19 protein-coding genes are annotated in these 17,311 nt (G+C 70.4%); 11 read left to right on the top strand and 8 right to left on the bottom strand.

Translation table 11 applies throughout. From position 1 onward, the window contains the following. A partial coding sequence (locus tag FPZ41_RS35335; RefSeq protein ID WP_322621125.1) for an AI-2E family transporter occupies positions 1-1,093 on the bottom strand: 1,093 nt, incomplete at its 3' end. Between the two features lie 182 nt (positions 1,094-1,275). On the opposite strand from FPZ41_RS35335, the gene FPZ41_RS35330 reads away from it, so the two are divergent. Beyond that, positions 1,276-1,893, top strand: coding sequence for an RNA polymerase sigma factor (locus FPZ41_RS35330; RefSeq protein ID WP_322621124.1), 618 nt, complete (start codon positions 1,276-1,278; stop codon positions 1,891-1,893). Beyond that, the gene (locus FPZ41_RS35325; protein WP_152867667.1) at positions 1,890-2,885 is read left to right on the top strand and encodes a hypothetical protein; all 996 of its coding nucleotides are present in this window, start codon (positions 1,890-1,892) and stop codon (positions 2,883-2,885) included. Before FPZ41_RS35330 ends, FPZ41_RS35325 begins: the two co-directional genes overlap by 4 nt. A 160-nt stretch (positions 2,886-3,045) precedes the next feature. Here the strand turns inward: FPZ41_RS35325 and FPZ41_RS35320 are convergent, their stop codons facing one another. Continuing rightward, positions 3,046-4,017: a pirin family protein gene (locus tag FPZ41_RS35320; protein ID WP_152867666.1), complete on the bottom strand. Its 972-nt coding sequence runs from the start codon at positions 4,015-4,017 to the stop codon at positions 3,046-3,048. 173 nt (positions 4,018-4,190) lie between these two features. Beyond that, positions 4,191-4,667, bottom strand: a complete 477-nt coding sequence (locus tag FPZ41_RS35315) for an SseB family protein (RefSeq protein WP_152867665.1) — start codon at positions 4,665-4,667, stop codon at positions 4,191-4,193. Positions 4,668-4,816: 149 nt separating this feature from the next. Here FPZ41_RS35315 and FPZ41_RS35310 point away from each other — a divergent pair, with 149 nt between their 5' ends. Next, positions 4,817-6,661: an acyl-CoA dehydrogenase gene (locus FPZ41_RS35310; protein WP_152867664.1), complete on the top strand. Its 1,845-nt coding sequence runs from the start codon at positions 4,817-4,819 to the stop codon at positions 6,659-6,661. Positions 6,662-6,828: 167 nt separating this feature from the next. Further along, positions 6,829-8,142, top strand: a complete 1,314-nt coding sequence (locus tag FPZ41_RS35305; protein ID WP_152867663.1) for a M18 family aminopeptidase — start codon at positions 6,829-6,831, stop codon at positions 8,140-8,142. A 144-nt stretch (positions 8,143-8,286) separates the two neighbouring features. On the opposite strand, the gene FPZ41_RS35300 is transcribed toward FPZ41_RS35305, so the two are convergent. Then, entirely contained in the window at positions 8,287-9,252 is a 966-nt protein-coding gene (locus FPZ41_RS35300) for a quinone oxidoreductase family protein (protein ID WP_152867662.1), read from the bottom strand. A 104-nt stretch (positions 9,253-9,356) separates the two neighbouring features. Here FPZ41_RS35300 and FPZ41_RS35295 point away from each other — a divergent pair, with 104 nt between their 5' ends. Further along, entirely contained in the window at positions 9,357-10,049 is a 693-nt protein-coding gene (locus tag FPZ41_RS35295) for a TetR/AcrR family transcriptional regulator (RefSeq protein WP_322621123.1), read from the top strand. 173 nt (positions 10,050-10,222) lie between these two features. Then, complete coding sequence (locus tag FPZ41_RS35290) at positions 10,223-10,465, top strand: DUF6458 family protein (RefSeq protein WP_152867661.1); 243 nt, start codon at positions 10,223-10,225, stop codon at positions 10,463-10,465. A 42-nt stretch (positions 10,466-10,507) separates the two neighbouring features. On the opposite strand, the gene FPZ41_RS35285 is transcribed toward FPZ41_RS35290, so the two are convergent. Both FPZ41_RS35285 and FPZ41_RS35280 read right to left on the bottom strand, forming a co-directional pair. Continuing rightward, positions 10,508-12,343, bottom strand: coding sequence for an NHL domain-containing thioredoxin family protein (locus FPZ41_RS35285; protein WP_152867660.1), 1,836 nt, complete (start codon positions 12,341-12,343; stop codon positions 10,508-10,510). Positions 12,344-12,507: 164 nt separating this feature from the next. After that, positions 12,508-12,780: a hypothetical protein gene (locus tag FPZ41_RS35280; RefSeq protein WP_152867659.1), complete on the bottom strand. Its 273-nt coding sequence runs from the start codon at positions 12,778-12,780 to the stop codon at positions 12,508-12,510. Between the two features lie 740 nt (positions 12,781-13,520). On the opposite strand from FPZ41_RS35280, the gene FPZ41_RS35275 reads away from it, so the two are divergent. Further along, complete coding sequence (locus FPZ41_RS35275; protein WP_152867658.1) at positions 13,521-13,706, top strand: hypothetical protein; 186 nt, start codon at positions 13,521-13,523, stop codon at positions 13,704-13,706. A gap of 68 nt (positions 13,707-13,774) precedes the next feature. On the opposite strand, the gene FPZ41_RS35270 is transcribed toward FPZ41_RS35275, so the two are convergent. After that, positions 13,775-14,170, bottom strand: coding sequence for a cupin domain-containing protein (locus FPZ41_RS35270; RefSeq protein ID WP_152867657.1), 396 nt, complete (start codon positions 14,168-14,170; stop codon positions 13,775-13,777). Between the two features lie 51 nt (positions 14,171-14,221). On the opposite strand from FPZ41_RS35270, the gene FPZ41_RS35265 reads away from it, so the two are divergent. Next, on the top strand, positions 14,222-15,232 hold the full coding sequence (locus tag FPZ41_RS35265; RefSeq protein WP_152867656.1) for a GlxA family transcriptional regulator: 1,011 nt from the start codon (positions 14,222-14,224) through the stop codon (positions 15,230-15,232). After that, the gene (locus FPZ41_RS35260; RefSeq protein WP_131566167.1) at positions 15,229-15,723 is read left to right on the top strand and encodes an LURP-one-related/scramblase family protein; all 495 of its coding nucleotides are present in this window, start codon (positions 15,229-15,231) and stop codon (positions 15,721-15,723) included. Before FPZ41_RS35265 ends, FPZ41_RS35260 begins: the two co-directional genes overlap by 4 nt. Positions 15,724-15,736: 13 nt before the next feature. Here the strand turns inward: FPZ41_RS35260 and FPZ41_RS35255 are convergent, their stop codons facing one another. Next, positions 15,737-16,168 (bottom strand): ATP-binding protein, encoded by a 432-nt coding sequence (locus tag FPZ41_RS35255; RefSeq protein WP_152867655.1) that lies wholly within the window; start codon positions 16,166-16,168, stop codon positions 15,737-15,739. Between the two features lie 191 nt (positions 16,169-16,359). On the opposite strand from FPZ41_RS35255, the gene FPZ41_RS35250 reads away from it, so the two are divergent. Both FPZ41_RS35250 and FPZ41_RS35245 read left to right on the top strand, forming a co-directional pair. Then, positions 16,360-17,205 carry a helix-turn-helix domain-containing protein gene (locus FPZ41_RS35250; RefSeq protein ID WP_152867654.1) on the top strand — a complete coding sequence of 282 codons (846 nt, stop codon included), beginning with the start codon at positions 16,360-16,362 and terminating at the stop codon, positions 17,203-17,205. 9 nt (positions 17,206-17,214) lie between these two features. Beyond that, positions 17,215-17,311 (top strand): DUF397 domain-containing protein (locus tag FPZ41_RS35245; RefSeq protein WP_152867653.1); only part of this gene is annotated, 97 nt, incomplete at its 3' end.

Here is a 17,311-nt window from a genome sequence, read left to right as displayed (position 1 = left end):
TATAAGAGACAGCCCCCGCCTCACCGGCCTCGCCCGCCTCGTGCCTCCCCCTCAGCTCATGGACGACCCCGAAGGCGGCCGCGGTCAGCGGTACGGCGAGCAGCAGGCCGAGGATCCCGGCGACGGACGCACCCGCCGTGAGGGTGACCATGACGACGGCCGGGTGCATCTGGACCGTACGGCTCTGGACCATCGGCTGGAGGACGTGCCCCTCCAGGAGCTGCACGGCGACGATGATCCCGAGCGCCCACAGCGCGATGACGAACCCGCGGTCGGCGAGCGCGACGAGCACGGCCACGGCACCGGAGAGGAAGGCGCCGAGATACGGGATGTACGCGCCCACGAAGACCAGCGCGCCCAGCCCGACGGCCCCCGGGACCTTGAGGATCAGCAGCCCCACGGTGACGCAGACGGAGTCGATCAGGGCGATGAAGGTGGTCCCCCGCATGAACCCCTCGACGGCGTGGAAGGCCCGCCGGGCCATGGCCTCCACGGTGCCGGCCGTGCCGCCGGGGGCCACGGCGCGCAGGGCGTCCCCGGCCCGGTGGAAATCACGGAGGAAGAAGAAGACGAGCAGCAGCGCCAGCACCGCCATGGCGATCGCCTCGCCGACGACGCTGACTCCGCTGAGCACACCGGAGGCGGCCGTCCCCCCGAATTTGCCCAGCAGCTTCGGGGCGTTGGTGGCCAGGTCCTCCAGCGAGGTACCGGCCGGCCCGAAGCGCGTGGCGATGGAGCGTGCCGCTTCCCTGAGCGAGTGGACGATCTGGTCACCGGCGTCGACGATCGCGGCGACGACGACGTAGACGGCCCCGCCGACCACGGCCACGACGGCGACACAGGTGAGCGCCGCCGCGATCGACCGGTGGACCCCCGCCGCGACGAGGCGCCGGTGCATCGGCCGCAGCAACGCGGTCCCGAGCAGCGCGAGCAGCACCGGCACCACGGCCGTCCGGAACCCGACGCAGAGCCGGATCGCGACGTAGACGACCCCGGCGACGAGCAGGACGACGGCACACCAGGCGGCGAGGCGGCGGACGGAGTCGGGGAGCAGGGGCCCGGGGTCCGGGCCGAGCGGCTTGGTGTCCTGCACACCTCCAGCCGACCACGCCGGACCGGCCCTGTCGTGCGCGAACGGCCCGCCCGGGTGACACACCCGGCGGCGACGGCGGACCACTCTTCGTGAGGCCGGTGTCCCGGCGCGAACGCTTTCTGCTCCGCCCGACAAGTAAGAGGGTGAGACCGCCTGCTTCGGCGGTCGGAGATGGAGGCCCTGTGACCAGGGAAGTACGTACGGACGCGGCAGCCGACCGACATACGGGCAGGGACGACGAACTGCTGCTGCGCTCGAAGCAGGACCCGACGGCGTTCGAACCGCTCGTGGCCCGCCACTCGGCAGCGCTGCACGGCTATCTCGTACGGCGCGCCCCTGACGCGGCCGACGACCTGCTCTCGGAGCTGTGGCTGCGCGCGTACGCGGGCCGGCACGGCTTCGACGCGGCACGCGGGACAGCCAGAGCCTGGCTGTTCGGGGTGGCCCGCCATGTCCTGGCGGCGCACTGGCGCCGGCTGGAGACCGAGGCGCCGCCAGGCTCAGCGCGGTTCACGGAGGGCATCGTCAGCGACCCGTGGCACGCCGTCGACCAGCGGCTGGACGCCGCCGCGGTCTCGCCGGTGCTGCGCCACGCCCTGGCCAAGCTGCCCGCCGTCGAACGGGAGTTGATGCTGCTCATCGCGTGGGAGCAGCTCACCCCCACCGAGGCCGCCTCGGTCGTCGGCATCCGCCCGGGCACTGCCCGCTCCCGGCTGCACCGCGCCCGTACCCGACTGCGCGAGCGGCTCGGCGCCCTCGTCTCCTCCACTCAGACGTCCAAGACAGGAGAGTCCGCATGACCGCCCGCAGCCACACCAGTCACACCAGCCACACCGTCAACACCGACCACGCGAAGGACCACCTCGACTTCCCCGGAGCGGAGGCCCTGATGGCTGTCGGCCGGGTGGAGCCGCCGAACGCCGAGACGGTGGCGGCGGCGCAGGCCGTCCTCCGCGCGGCGATCGAGCGGGACACCGAGGCCGCCGCTCACACCCCCGCCGCCGACACCCCGTCGGCCGTGCGCCCCCGTCGCCGCGCGGGCCTCGCCGGGTTGTCCTTCCGCCCCCGCGTCGTGGTCACGGCGCTGGCCGCGGCCGTCGCCGCCGGTGCCGTCGCGTACCCGGGTCTCACCGCGACCGACAGCGCATCGTCGCAACCCCCACGGGCCGCCTCGGCCAAGGCGTTCCTCAACGACATGGCACAGGTCGCGGCCTCCGCCCCCGCCACCGAGGCCCCGTACTGGAAGACCACCCTCAACCTCACCGTCCCGGCGGACGGCGAGAAGGAGAGCACGCACACCCGGTATCTGGACCGGAAGGGGAAGTCCACCGAGGTGAACCCGGACGGGTCCACCAAGGTCGTCTCCACGGGCGCCGCGTACGCCGTCGGCGACCGGGCCCTCGACTGGAACCAACTCGACGAGCTCCCCACCGACCCCAAGGCTCTCGCCGCGCTGCTCCCCTTCTCCAACTCCACCGACGGCAAGGCCAAGAGCACCTTCGACAACGCCACCGCCCTCCTGGGCGAGTCCCCGGCCGGCCCCGACCTGCGCGCGGCGCTCTACCGCGTCCTGGCCGACCTCCCCGGGGCCAAGGTCACCGGCCCCGCCAAGGACGTCACCGGCCGTACGGGCACGGCTCTGGAATGGGAGGCCAGGTCCGTCACCATCCGCCTGATCGTGAACCCCAAGACCGGAGACCTTCTGGAGGAGACGGAGACCGCCCCCGGGACCGGCGCCCTCCAGGCCCGCTACACCTACCTGACCAACGCCCCCGCCGACCGCATCGGCTGACCCCACCCGCCGACCACGCCCGGGTCTCACGGCGCGGTCGGCGGGTCCGCGGTCAGTGGGAGGCCACCGACCTGCCGGTGCAGGGCGGCGAGCGGTGCGGCGAGCGGTGCTTGGCCCGTTCCTTCCGGACCGGACTCGCCAGGTGCGGTCCCAGCGAGGCCTAGAGTCCGCCCTCGGACATCCCGTGCACAGCCGGAATGGTCCCCAGCCGCCCCTTCTGGAAGTCATCGAACGCCTGCTGAAGTTCTGCCTTGGTGTTCATGACGAACGGGCCGTAGTGGGCCATCGGCTCACGGATCGGCTGGCCGCCCAGCAGCACGACCTCCATGTCCGGCGTGTGCGAGTCCTGCTTCTCGTCCGCGCGGACGGTCAGCGAGGCACCGGCACCGAAGACGGCGGTCTGGCCGAGGTGGATCGGACGGCGCTCGGCACCGACCGAGCCCTTGCCCGCCAGCACGTACGCGAGGCCGTTGAAGTCCTCGCGCCACGGCAGCGTGATCTCCGCGCCGGGTGCCAGCGTCGCGTGGATCATCGTGATCGGTGTGTGCGTGATGCCGGGGCCGTCGTGGCCGTCCAGCTCACCGGCGATGACGCGCAGCAGCGCGCCGCCGTCCGGCGAGGTCAGGAGCTGCACCTGGCCACCACGGATGTCCTGGTAGCGCGGCGCCATCATCTTGTCCTTGGCCGGGAGGTTCACCCACAGCTGGAGTCCGTGGAAGAGGCCGCCCGACATGACGAGCTGCTCCGGCGGCGCCTCGATGTGGAGGAGGCCGGAGCCGGCCGTCATCCACTGGGTGTCGCCGTTGGTGATGGTGCCGCCACCGCCGTTGGAGTCCTGGTGGTCGAAGACCCCGTCGATGATGTACGTGACGGTCTCGAAGCCGCGGTGCGGGTGCCAGGGGGTCCCCTTCGGCTCTCCGGGCGCGTACTCCACCTCTCCCATCTGGTCCATCATGATGAACGGGTCGAGGTGGCGGTAGTTGATCCCGGCGAACGCCCTGCGCACCGGGAAGCCCTCGCCCTCGAATCCGCTCGGCGCGGTGGTGACGGTGAGCACGGGGCGGGCCACGGCGTCGGCGGGTGCGGTCACGCGGGGCAGCGTCAGCGGGTTCTCGACGGTTACTGCAGGCATGTCGGTACCTCCTTGTGCGCTCAGGTTAGTTGATTGTTGAACTTTCTGCCAGCCCCAACACAGAACGCCCGGAGGGCATTCCCTCCGGGCGTCCCGGTCGTGACGGCGGTGCTGAGCGTCAGCCACCCGCGAAGTGACGGCGTCCAGCCGCCCGCGTTTCACCGAACCATGGCCTAGCCGTACATGCGCCGCATCGCGAAATCGACCATCTGCTCGACCGCCTTCGCGTCGAACACCATGCGGTGCTCACCCTCCATGTCGAGCACGAAGCCGTAGCCGGTGGGCAGCAGGTCGATGACCTCGGCGCCGGTGATCACGAAGTACTTGGACTCCTTGCCGGCGTACCGGCGCAGCTCCTTGAGCGAGGTGAACATCGGGATCACGGGCTGCTGGGTGTTGTGCAGCGCGAGGAAGCCGGGGTTGTCACCGCGCGGGCAGTAGACCTTGGACGTCGCGAAGACCTGCTGGAAGTCCTCGGCGGACGTCTGCCCCGTGGTGAAGGCGCGCACCGCGTCCGCGAGCGACGGCGGGGACGGCTCGGGGTACAGCGGCTGCTGCTGCCCGTACCCGCCGCCCATCGGCTGCTGCGGCGGTGGGGCGTACTGCTGCTGAGGGTCTGTACCACCTGTCGGCTGCCCGTATCCGTACATGCCGCAAAGAGTAACCAGTCACAGTTGCCCCGATCGGGCTTGCTTCTTATTACCGGTGGGTAGCATCATCGTAGCCGTAGCTACTTGTTAGTAAACGAACTAGCCGCGAGGAGTCAGTGCCTCGCCGATCTCTCCACGGAGCTGTCGCCATGGGGCACTACAAGTCGAATCTCCGCGACATCGAGTTCAACCTCTTCGAAGTACTCGGTCGCGACAAGCTGTACGGCACCGGCCCGTTCGCGGAGATGGACGCGGACACCGCCAGGAGCATCCTGGAAGAGCTCACCCGCCTCGCGGAGAACGAGCTGGCCGAGTCCTTCACGGACGCCGACCGCAACCCGCCGGTCTTCGACCCGGAGACCGGCAGCGCTCCGGTCCCGGCGTCCTTCAAGAAGAGCTACAAGGCCTTCATGGACTCGGAGTACTGGCGTCTGGGCCTGCCCGAGGAGGTCGGCGGCACGACCGCTCCGCCGTCCCTGATCTGGGCGTACGCGGAGCTGATCCTCGGCGCCAACCCGGCGATCTGGATGTACGCCTCCGGCCCGGCCTTCGCCCGCATCCTCTTCGACGAGGGCACCGAGGAGCAGCGGAAGATCGCCGGGATCGCGGTCGAGCGGACCTGGGGCTCCACCATGGTGCTCACCGAGCCGGACGCCGGTTCGGATGTGGGCGCCGGGCGCACCAAGGCCGTCCCGCAGGAGGACGGTTCCTGGCACATCGAGGGCGTGAAGCGCTTCATCACGTCCGGTGAGCACGACATGGAGGAGAACATCCTCCACTACGTCCTGGCCCGCCCGGAGGGTGCCGGGCCCGGCACGAAGGGGCTCTCCCTCTTCCTCGTGCCCAAGTACCTCTTCGACGTCGAGACCGGCGAGCTGGGCGAACGCAACGGCGTGTACGCCACGAACGTCGAGCACAAGATGGGCCTGAAGGCCTCCAACACCTGCGAGATGACCTTCGGCGACCGTCACCCCGCCAAGGGCTGGCTGATCGGCGACAAGCACGACGGCATCCGCCAGATGTTCCGCATCATCGAGTTCGCGCGGATGATGGTCGGCACGAAGGCGATCTCCACTCTGTCGACGGGCTACCTGAACGCGCTGGAGTACGCCAAGGAGCGCGTCCAGGGCCCGGACCTGGCGGACTTCATGGACAAGAGCGCCCCCAAGGTCACCATCACGCACCACCCGGACGTGCGCCGCTCGCTGATCACGCAGAAGGCGTACGCGGAGGGCATGCGTGCCCTCGTCCTCCACACGGCGTCGGTGCAGGACGCCATCGCCGTCAAGGAGGCGAACGGCGAGGACGCCTCGGCGGAGCACGCGCTGAACGACCTGCTCCTGCCGATCGTCAAGGGCTACGGCTCCGAGAAGGGCTACGAGCAGCTCGCCCAGTCGCTGCAGACCTTCGGCGGCTCGGGCTTCCTGCAGGAGTACCCGATCGAGCAGTACATCCGCGACGCCAAGATCGACACCCTGTACGAGGGCACGACCGCCATCCAGGGCCAGGACTTCTTCTTCCGGAAGATCGTCCGCAACCAGGGTGCCGCGCTGAACTCGCTCGCCGAGGAGATCAAGAAGTTCCTGGCGCTCGGCGAGGGCGGCGAGGAACTGGCCGGTGCCCGCGACCACCTCGCCAAGGCCGCGGTGGAGCTGGAGGCGATCGTCGGCCTGATGCTGACGGACCTCGCGGCCACCGAGCAGGACGTCAAGAACATCTACAAGGTGGGGCTCAACACGACCCGCCTGCTGATGGCCTCCGGTGACGTGGTCGTCGGCTACCTGCTCCTGAGGGGCGCGGCGGTGGCCGCCGAGAAGCTCCGGTCCGGAGCCTCCGCGAAGACCGTGTCTTCCAAGGATGTGGCCTTCTACACGGGCAAGATCGCGGCGGCGAAGTTCTTCGCGGCCAACGTCCTGCCGGGGGTGACCCTGGCCCGCAAGGTCTCCGAGGGCGTGGACCTGGACCTGATGGAGCTGGACGAGACGGCGTTCTAGGACCCGCCTTGGCCGCCCCGCAGGGCGGTTGATACCCCTTCCAGCCGAGTTGGGCGGCTAAGCGGAACCTGTCCGTCCGGTCAGGATTCCGACTCTCCACAGCCCCCTTACGAGGGCCCGCTCCCCATCCCCGGGAGCGGGCCCTCGTACGTCGTTAAGGTGAACCCATGAGCAGCACAGGCGCCCGCTTCGACCGCGGCCACACCGACGACCTCATGACCTTCCTGGCGGCCAGTCCGTCGCCGTACCACGCCGTGGCGAACGCCGCCGAGCGGCTGGAGAAGGCCGGCTTCCGCCAGGTCGCGGAGACGGACGCATGGGACGGCACGGCCGGCGGCCGGTATGTGCTGCGCGGCGGCGCCATCGTCGCCTGGTACGTCCCCGAGGGCGCCGAGCCGCACACCCCGTTCCGTATCGTGGGCGCGCACACCGACTCCCCCAACCTGAGAGTGAAGCCGCTGCCCGACAGCGGCGCGCACGGCTGGCGTCAGGTCGCCGTCGAGATCTACGGGGGTCCGCTGCTCAACTCCTGGCTGGACCGCGACCTGGGCCTCGCCGGCCGCCTCTCCCTCCGCGACGGCTCGACCCGCCTCGTGAACATCGACCGCCCGCTGCTCCGGGTCCCCCAGCTCGCCATCCACCTGGACCGCTCGGTGTCGTCCGAGGGTCTCAAGCTCGACAAGCAGCGCCATCTGCAGCCGATCTGGGGCCTCGGGAACGACGTCCGCGACGGCGACCTCATCGCCTTCCTGGAGCGGGAGTCGGGCCTGGACTCCGGCGCCGTCACGGGCTGGGACCTGATGACGCACTCCGTCGAGGCGCCGGCCTACCTGGGCCGCGACAAGGAACTCGTGGCGGGCCCGCGCATGGACAACCTGCTGTCGGTACACGCGGCCACGGCGGCGCTCGTCGCGATCGCCACCGCCGATGCCGCCGGTGATGTGGCGCTGCCCTGCATCCCCGTCCTCGCGGCCTTCGACCACGAGGAGAACGGCTCGCAGTCGGACACGGGCGCGGACGGCCCGCTGCTCGGCTCGGTGCTGGAGCGCTCGGTGTTCGCCCGCGGCGGCTCGTACGAGGACCGGGCGAGGGCCTTCGCGGGCAGCGTCTGTCTGTCCTCCGACACGGGCCACGCCGTCCACCCCAACTACGCCGAGCGGCACGACCCGACGCACCACCCGCGCGCGGGCGGCGGGCCCATCCTCAAGGTGAACGTCAACAACCGCTACGCCACGGACGGTTCGGGCCGCGCTGTGTTCGCCGCCGCCTGCGACAAGGCGGGCGTCCCCTTCCAGTCCTTCGTCTCCAACAACTCGATGCCCTGCGGGACGACGATCGGTCCCATCACGGCGGCCCGCCACGGCATCAAGACCGTCGACATCGGCGTGGCCATCCTGTCGATGCACAGTGCGCGGGAGCTGTGCGCCGCGGATGACCCGTATCTGCTGGCGAACTCGTTGGTGGCGTTCCTGGAAGGGTGAGGCGGCGGCCTCCGGCCGAATCCAGGGGTCCTTCTGAATTCAGGGGACGGGTCCATCCGACCCGCTCCCGGCTGACGGAGTCTCCGAGCGAATGGCTGTGACCAGCACTTTCCAACCAGGCCCCAGGGATTGGTTCGGACGGCCCTAGTCGACCCTGACCACGTACTTGCCCCGTACCCCGCCCGCCTCCAGCGCCCGGTGCGCCGCCGCTGTCTCCTCCAGCGGGAAGACCGTGTCCACCGCCGGGCGCAGCTTCCCCTCCGCCACCTGGCGGGCGAGGTCGTCGAGGAGAGCCCGCTTGGGGTTGCCGCTGAAGAAGCGCACCCGGCCGCGTCCGTACACGGCGCTGGCCGCGATGTAGCCGAGCGAGGCCGCGGGCCGCGTCAGGTCGAAGGCGATGGTGACCATGCGTCCGCCGGGCTTCAGCAGGCGCCGGAAGGCGGGCAGGTCGGTGCCCGCCGTGTCGAGGACCACGTCGAACAGGTCCAGTTCCGCCGGCAGAACGGTCCGGTGGTCGAAGGCGTGGCGGGCGCCGAGCGTGCGGACGAAGTCGAGGTTGGCGGCGCGGGCCAGGGCCGTGACCTCGGCGCCGTACGCCTGTCCGAGCTGCACGGCGGCGTTGCCGACGCCGCCCGCCGCACCCCGTACGAGCAGTCGTTCGCCGGGGCGCAGCGCTGCCTTGTCGCGGAGCGCGGTGACGGCCGTGGTGGCCACGGGCAGCGTGGCGGCGGCCACCAGGTCCAGTCCGTCCGGGACCCGGCCGAGCCGCTCGGCCGGCACCGTCACGTACTCGGCGGCGCTGCCGAATCCGGAGGTGCGGCCCACGGCGCCCCACACCCGGTCGTCGACCACGACGCCCGTCGCGCCGGTGCCGAGTGCGGCGACCTCGCCGGTGAAGTCCAACCCGATGCGCTGCGGGAACTTCTGGCCGGTGACGAGGCGGAGGCGGCCGGAACGGGCCGCCAGTTCGCTGCCGTTGACGCTGAACGCGCGCACCCGTACGAGGACCTCGCCGGGTGCCGGTTCGGGGCGTGGTACCCGGCCCACATACAGCACCTCAGGGCCGCCGAAGCGGTCGAACAGTACTGCTTTCATCATGCGGTCGTGCATCGTTCTCACCTTCGCCAACAGCGGCCGTGCAGGGGGATCTGGGCGCCGAGCGTAGGCTGCGAACCGGACGACATCGTCCGTTTGACCGGAGGTGAGAGACAGTGGTGGGGGAATCCTCTCGGATCGCGAGCCAGGACGGGCTTCGGGCGGACGCCCGGCGCAACCGGGGGCGCATCCTCGTCGCCGCCCGCGCGGTCTTCGCCGAGCACGGGATCGATGCGCCCATGGCGACCGTGGCCCGACGGGCGGGCGTCGGCGTGGCGACGCTGTACCGGCGTTTCCCTACCCGGGACGCCCTGGTGCGGGCCGCGTTCGCGCAGCAGATGGAGACCTGCGCCCGGGCGCTCACCGAGGCGCTGGACGACCCCGACCCGTGGCGGGGCTTCCAGCGGCTGATCGAGACGGCCTGCGAACTCCAGCGGGAGGAAAGGGGGTTCCCGGCCGCGTTCGTCGCGGCATTCCCGGACAGTACGGTGGATCACGCACGGGCCCGGCAACGGGCCGAGCGGGACCTCATGACCCTGGTCCGCAGGGCCCAGGCGGCGGGCGCGCTGCGGGCCGACTTCCACCCCTCCGACATCGCCGTGGCCCTGTTGTCCCACTGCGCTCTGGTCACCGCGCTGCCCCACGATCGTGCGGCGTCCCGACGCCTGGTGGCGTACCTGCTCCAGTCGTTCCGTGCCGAGGCGGCCCACGGTGCGCTGCCCCCGCCGAGCGCGCTGTCGCTGCGCAGCCTTCCGCTGGCGGCCGACGGCTCACAGGGAGCGCAGCCATCCAATACAGCCCAGCGCACCTGACCTGCCAATACAGCCCAGCGCACCTGACCTGCGATTACGCGGAGTCGTTCACTCGGCACGCTTCGCATTGGACGCCTCGGCATGGGCACCGGCCTCCCGGGTACCCGGTGCCGACCGGAACCCGGAACACCGGAACACCGGAACACCGGAACCGGACAGGGAGGCAGTAACTCATGGGCCTGGGCGGATGCATCATTCTGATCGCCGTGGGGGCCATCCTCACCTTCGCCACCGACTGGGACATGCAAGGGGTCAACCTCGACGTGGTCGGCGTCATCTTCATGATCGTCGGACTGATCGGGGTCACGACGTTCAGCAGCATCGCCAAGCGGCGGCGCGTGGTGGTGCCGCCCGCGACGCCAGTGATCGACGAGCAGGGGCACCACCATCACCGCGACGGGTACGGAGGCGTGTGAGTGTGAGTGCGGAGCCCTGTCGCGCTCCCGCGCGACGCCCGGTCAGACGTCCTCGTCCATCCCCGCCAGCACCAGCGGAAGCCGGTCCGCCCCGCCCTCCGTGACACGGATCGGTACGCCCCAGTCCTGCTGGTGGACGTGGCACGCCGGGTACTCGTTCGCGGGGTCGTCGTCGCAGGACGCCGCCATCGCCGAGACGTGCAGCACACCCTCGGACACGGCGGGGTCGAGCTCGATCGTGCGGGAGAGATCCGTGTCCGCGCCCTCGCCCTTCAGGATCAGCTCGGGCGGGGTGGAGGAGACGAGGAGCCGGGTCGACGGGCCGTAGCGTGTGTCGAGCTTCTGGCCCTTCGGGGCCTGGAAGACGATGTCCAGCCGGAGCGTGCCGGGCGCGACGTCGGTGGCCGCGCGCTGGGTGCGGTGGGCCACCGAGTCGACCTGCACGGCCTCCTCGGGCAGCCGCAGCCGGGTCAGCCGGTGGCGGGCCGATTCGACGACCACGATGTCGTCGCCGACCAGTACCGCGTCCGACGGCTCCCGCAAGTCCGTGGCGAGCGTGGTCACCTCGCCCGTCGCCGGGTCGTAACGGCGCAGGGCGTGGTTGTACGTGTCGCTGACCGCGACCGAGCCGTCCGGCAGGGCCGTCACGCCCAGCGGGTGCTGGAACAGGGCCTGTCCGGCGGCGCCGTCACGGTGCCCGAAGTCGAACAGCCCGGTGCCGACGGCCGTGTGGACCGCTCCGTCCCGGTCCACCCAGCGCAGCGCGCTCGTCTCGGAGTCGGCCAGCCACAGCCGGTCCCCGTCCGCCGACACCGCGAGACCCGAGGGCTGGGCGAACCATGCCTCGGGGCCGGGGCCGTCGACCAGCCCCTCGTTGGTCGTGCCCGCCGCCACCGCGACCGTGCCCTCGGCCGGGTCGTACGTCCACAGCTGGTGGACGCCGGCCATGGCGATCCACACCCGCCCCTCGAAGACCGCGACGTCCCACGGGGACGACAGGTCCACCTCGTTCGCCGGACCGGACGTCGGCGAGCCTTGCCACCACTGGCGGCCCGTGCCCGCGAGGGTGGTGACCTCACCGGTGGCCGGGTCCAGGCGCCGCAGGGCGTGGTTGACGGTGTCGGCGACGACCACGGAGCCGTCGTCCAGCAGCGCCAGGCCCTGTGGTTCGCTGAAGCTCGCCGTCACGCCCGCACCGTCCGCGAAGCCCCGGACGCCCGAGCCGATGCGCCGGACGACGGTCTCCCCGTCCGCCGCGAGCTCCACCAGCTGGTGCCGGGTGGTGTCACTGATCAGGAAGGTCCCGGAGGGCAGCAGCAGCGCCTTGCCGGGGAAGCGCAACACCGTGGGCTCCGGCTCCGGAGCCACGTACGGACCGTCGCCGCGGCGCAGCGTGCCCTTCGCCGCGTGCTCAGCCTCCAGCTCCTCGACCAGCCGCGCGATCGCGTGCGCGTGCCCCTCGCCGGCGTGCTGCGCGACCACGTACCCCTCGGGGTCGATCACCACCAGCGTCGGCCAGGCCCGTACCGCGTACTGCTTCCAGGTGGCGAGCTCGGGGTCGTCGAGGACGGGGTGCTCGACGCCGTACCGCTCGACCGCGTCCACGACCGCCCGGTGGTCGGCCTCGTGCACGAACTTCGGCGAGTGGACGCCGATGACCACCACCGTGTCCCGGTGCTTCTCCTCCAGTTCGCGGAGCTCGTCCAGGACGTGGAGGCAGTTCACGCAACAAAATGTCCAAAAATCTACAACAACGCACTTACCTCGCAGGTCGGCGAGGGTCAGCTCTTTGCCTCCCGTGTTCAGCCAGCCGCCCTTGCCGATCAGCTCGGGGGCGCGGACACGGGCACGGCGCGGGGCGGGAGAGGCAGCGTTCATGCGTCAAGGGTGCCATCCCTGGCTGGGGAGACTTGCGCCACGCCTACGCGGGAAACGGCGTCCAGTGACACCACCCACTCACGCGGGGGAGCGCCGTAAGCGGGACGCTGATTCCCGGGCGACCCGGGAACCAGCGGACTCGCGGCACTACTACCGGGCAGGATTCAGGCGGCACCCCAGATGGCACCCAGAGGGCTGACCGTGCCGTAGTTGTCGAGTGGTTGGACGGTGACGTGGCCGTCGAGCGGCTGCACAGTGCCGTAGCTGTCGAGCGGCTGGACGGCACCCCAGTTGTCGGTGGGCTGGGCCGTGCTCCAGTTGTCCGTGGGCTGGGCCGTGCTCCAGTCGTCCGCCGATGCCGGTGCTGCGGCTGCCAGGGCCAGCGCCGTGGCAGTGCCGAAGGCGGCCAGCAGGATCCGCGGGCTCAAAGTTCTCATAATGGCCTTCCTGTAATGGGTCGTCGTGGTGAGGTTTCCGGGTTGTCGGGGCCGGCCGAGTCGGATGCAGCGACCGTTCGGGAGGCTCATCCCTTGATCGCTCTCATACAGGTGGCGGCGACGTAGCGGGCGACCTTTCCGAACGTGACCCAGGTGGAGGAGGTCTTCCCGCACGCTGTGCAAGTCCCGCCCTTGAGCGTGCTGACGACTTGGTTGCCGCATACCGAGTCACCTCGGGAGGGGCTGCCGGTGATGTCGCCGAACGTCGACGGCTGACTGCGGACGTTCACTGTCTGAGCCGCCACATATGTGGTGCACGAAGCGGCTTTGACAGGCGCTGCCGCTGCCGGGCCCACTGCTGCGATGCCGCTCGCGTCGATCACGACTGTCGCGAGGGCGGCCACGGCCACCGAAGAGCCACGCTTGCCGAGCAGATCGAGACCGCGGCCTCTTGCACGTTCACTGCTATCGGCGTTTGCACGCTCAGGATGTGACATTCAACCGCCCCCGATTGCTGTACTTCGAGGCTGTCAGGACGGGCGGGGCCGTGTCGTTGACTCTCCGTCGACAGTTCTTTGATGTTCCGTCCACGGCCGGGCAGCCCTCCCGCTGGTACGCCGACCGCGCATCACACCGCCCCTCCCTGTCACGTTCCGTAGCCGATACCGCACCGGATGCGTACGGGGGGCGTTGGAGGGATATTCGACGCAAGCAGGGGGGCGACTCCGAGGAGCAGTTCCATGGCACACGAGACCAGCGGCCCCCGCACCCGCGACCGCACCGCGCACCAGGACGGCAGGCACGCCCCGTACGAGGATCACGAGCGCGAGCCGATGGACATGCCCGAGCTGCACGGCACCCAGGAGGAACCGCGCCGCTCCTACGACGACGGATGGGACGCGGACATACGGGAGGGCTACCGGTAGCCGACGGACCGGACCGGCGCGGGGCGCCCGGAGTGCTCCGGGCGCCCCGCCCATTCCGAGGCTCCCCCTCAGCCCAGTGCGTGTCCCGTCGTCGCGTCCACATGGTCCGGGACCTCGTCGTGGCGGTCGCCCACGCTGAGTGTCCCCGACGGCTCGAACACCAGAATCGAGGCGCCCTCCGGCGCGATCGGCTTGTGCTCGGTCCCGCGCGGGACGGTGAAGACCGACCCCCTGGGCAGTACGACGGTCCGTTCACCGGCCGACTCTCGCAGCGCGATGTGCAGTTCGCCGTCCAGCACCAGGAAGAACTCGTCGGTGTGGTCGTGCGCGTGCCACACGTGCTCGCCGGACACCTTGGCGACGCGTACGTCGTAGTCGTTGACGGTCGTGACGACCCGGGGGCTCCACAGGGCGTCGAAGGACGCGAGGGCCTTGGCGAGAGAAAGCGGTTCCGTGGGTTCCATACGGTCATCGTCGGGGCTTCCGCCCGCCCGTACGAGTGCTAGAAATCGCATATGGCGCAAGGATCCTCGCACGCACACACATCGACCCCGCACCGTGTCGCGGTGATCGTCGATGAGGGCACGAACCCGTTCGAGGTGGGCGTCGCCACCGAGCTGTTCGGCCTGCCACGGCCCGAACTCGGGCTCGCGCGGCCGCTGTACGAGCTCACGCTGTGCGCACCGGCGCCGGACATCCGGATGAACCACGGGTTCTTCAGGCTCTCCGGTGTGGCGGGGCTGGACGCCGTCGACTCCGCGGACACCCTCCTCGTACCGGGCCGCCCGGACAACGTCGTGCCGCGCGCCGCCTCCGTACGGGACGCCATCCGCCGCACCCACGCGCGCGGGGCCCGCATCGTGAGCTTCTGCACGGGTTCCTTCGCGCTCGCCGAGGCCGGGCTGCTCGACAACCGCCGCGCCACGACACACTGGCGCTGGGCGGACTCCTTCCGCAAGCTCCACCCGAAGGTCCTGCTGGAGCCGGACGTGCTCTTCGTGGACGAGGGCGACGTGCTGAGCTCGGCCGGCAGCGCGGCGGCGCTCGACCTGGGGCTGCACCTGATCCGCCGCGACCACGGCGCCGAGATCGCGAACGCGGTGTCCCGGAGGCTGGTGTTCGCCGCCCACCGCGACGGCGGCCAGCGGCAGTTCGTGGAGCGCCCCCTGCCCGAGGTGCCCGACGAGTCCCTGGCACCGCTGCTGGCGTGGGCGCAGGAACGGCTCGGCGGCCCGCTGACGGTGACCGATCTCGCCGCACACGCGGCGGTCAGCCCGGCCACACTTCACCGCCGCTTCCGCGCCCAGCTCGGGACCACCCCGCTCGCGTGGCTCACGGGAGAACGTGTGGCGCTGGCCTGCCGTCTGATCGAGCGGGGCGAGGAGCGCCTCGACGTGGTGGCGGCGCGCTGCGGCCTCGGCACGGCGGCAAACCTGCGGGCGCGGCTGCGGCGGGAGACGGGACTCAGCCCGTCGGCCTACCGGCGGCGTTTCGGACCGGCACCCGGGGAACCGGTGAGTACATGAGATTCCTGGTACGCGACCGGCTCCTCGGCATCGGCGAGGACTACTGGATCGAGGACGACCACGGCCGCAGGGCGTTCCTCGTCGATGGCAAGGCGCTGCGGCTGCGGGACACCTTCGAGCTGAAGGACACCCAGGGGCGCGTCCTGATCGACATCCGCCAGAAGATGTTCGCGCTGCGGGACACGATGGTGATCGAGCGGGACGGGCAGCCCTTGGCGACCGTCCGCCGCAAACGCCTCTCCCTGCTGCGCAACCACTACCGGGTGTCTCTCGTGGACGGCACCGAACTCGACGTCAGCGGCAAGATCCTCGACCGCGAGTTCGCCGTCGAGTACGACGGGGAACTCCTCGCGGTGATCTCCCGCAGGTGGCTGCACATCAGGGAGACGTACGGGGTGGACGTCGTCCGTGACGACGCAGACCCCGCCCTGCTGATCGCCGTGACGGTGTGCGTGATCCACCTGGCGGAGCGGGAGCGGGAGGGCGACTGAGGGCACTCGTCGGTCACGGTGCCGCCGGGTGCCGTACGGGCAGGTCGAACCACACCGCCTTGCCCTCTGGGTGCGCGAGCCCTGCGTACGGGATGTCCGGAGCGTGTCCCCAGCGGCCCTCGGTGAGGGTGTCCACCATGTACAGGCCCCGGCCGCCGCCGTACTCCCACGTCTCCGAGGTGAGTTCCCTTATCACCGGCGGGTTCTCGTCCCCGTCGTACACCACCACGCGCAGCCGCCCCTCCTCCACCGCCAGCCACAGCACGGTGCCGTCACCGCCCTTCGCGTGCACGCAGGCGTTGGTGACGAGTTCGGAGGTGCAGAGGATCGCGTCGTCGACGAGGGTGCGGTCGAGTTTGAGTGCGTGCAGGACGGTGGCGACGAAGTCGCGGGCGATGTGGGGGGAGGTGTCGAGGGGAGGACAGATGAGGGTGTACGAGGGCATGGGGCATCAACTCCGGGGGGGGTGAGGGGGGTGTGCGGCCCGACCACGTTGCTGCAACGGGACTTTGGGCGCACGGGAGTTGCGGATGAGTGACCGGATGGGCACCCTCCGTGAGGTACGTTACGACAGTAACGGCTCAGCCTGATACACCTCAACTCGTCTGGAAAAGTACGACAAAACAGGAGGACTCCATGCCGCCGAGGGGCAACCCCACCGCACGCCAAGGGCGACTCGGCGCCGAACTGCGCAAGCTGCGCGAGGCGGCGGGCATCGAGTCCCGGGATGCCGCCACCTTCCTCGGCGTGAACCAGACCCAGATCAGCCACATCGAATCCGGCCGGTTCGGAATCAGCGAGCAGCGGCTGCGCAGGCTGGCCGGGTTCTATGAATGTGACGGCAGCCAACTCGTGGACGCATTGGCGGAGATGGCAGGATTGCGGGTCAAGGGCTGGTGGGAGGAGTTCCGCGGTGTACTGCCGCCTCAGGCGCTCGACCTCGCCGAGTTGGAGCACCACGCCTCGTACGTCCGCGTATTCGAGATGGTGCACATCCCGGGAGTTCTCCAGACCGAGGACCACGTACGCGCGGCCTCGCTGTTTGTGGCGCCAAGCCTTCCGGAGGAGGAGCGCGAGACCCGTGTCTCGTTCCGGGTGCGCCGCCAGCGGGTCATCGAGTCGGGGACGCCGTACGACGTGATCATCCACGAGGCGGCACTACGGATGCTTGTGGGTGGCTCGAAGGTCGCCCGCACCCAGCTTGAACACCTCCTTCAGGTGTCCGACAGGGAGTCGCTCACCCTTCGTGTCATCCCGTTCGCGGCCGAGGGGTTCGCGGGAGCGGGCTTTCCCATGCAGTACGTCGGCGGGGTGGTGCCCCAACTGGACACCGTGCAGATCGACACGCCACACGGCGCCGAGTTCATCGACGCCACAGCACGGCTGAACCGCTACCGAACCCGGAGCGATGCCATCGACAAGGCCGCGCTCCCACGGGATGCTTCCCTCGACCTCATCCGCCGCATTGCCCAGCAACTGTGAAGGAACCCCATGCCCGAAGCACTCCGCTGGCAGAAGTCGTCGTTCTCCGGAGGCGACCCCGACACCAACTGCCTGGAGATAGCCGCCACCCCCACCACCCTCCACC

The organism is Streptomyces acidicola (genome assembly GCF_009377235.1).
Classification (GTDB): Bacteria; Actinomycetota; Actinomycetes; order Streptomycetales; family Streptomycetaceae; genus Streptomyces; species Streptomyces acidicola.
The sequence above is the reverse complement of the archived record's forward strand: the minus strand, read 5'-3'. Positions and strand labels throughout refer to the sequence as shown.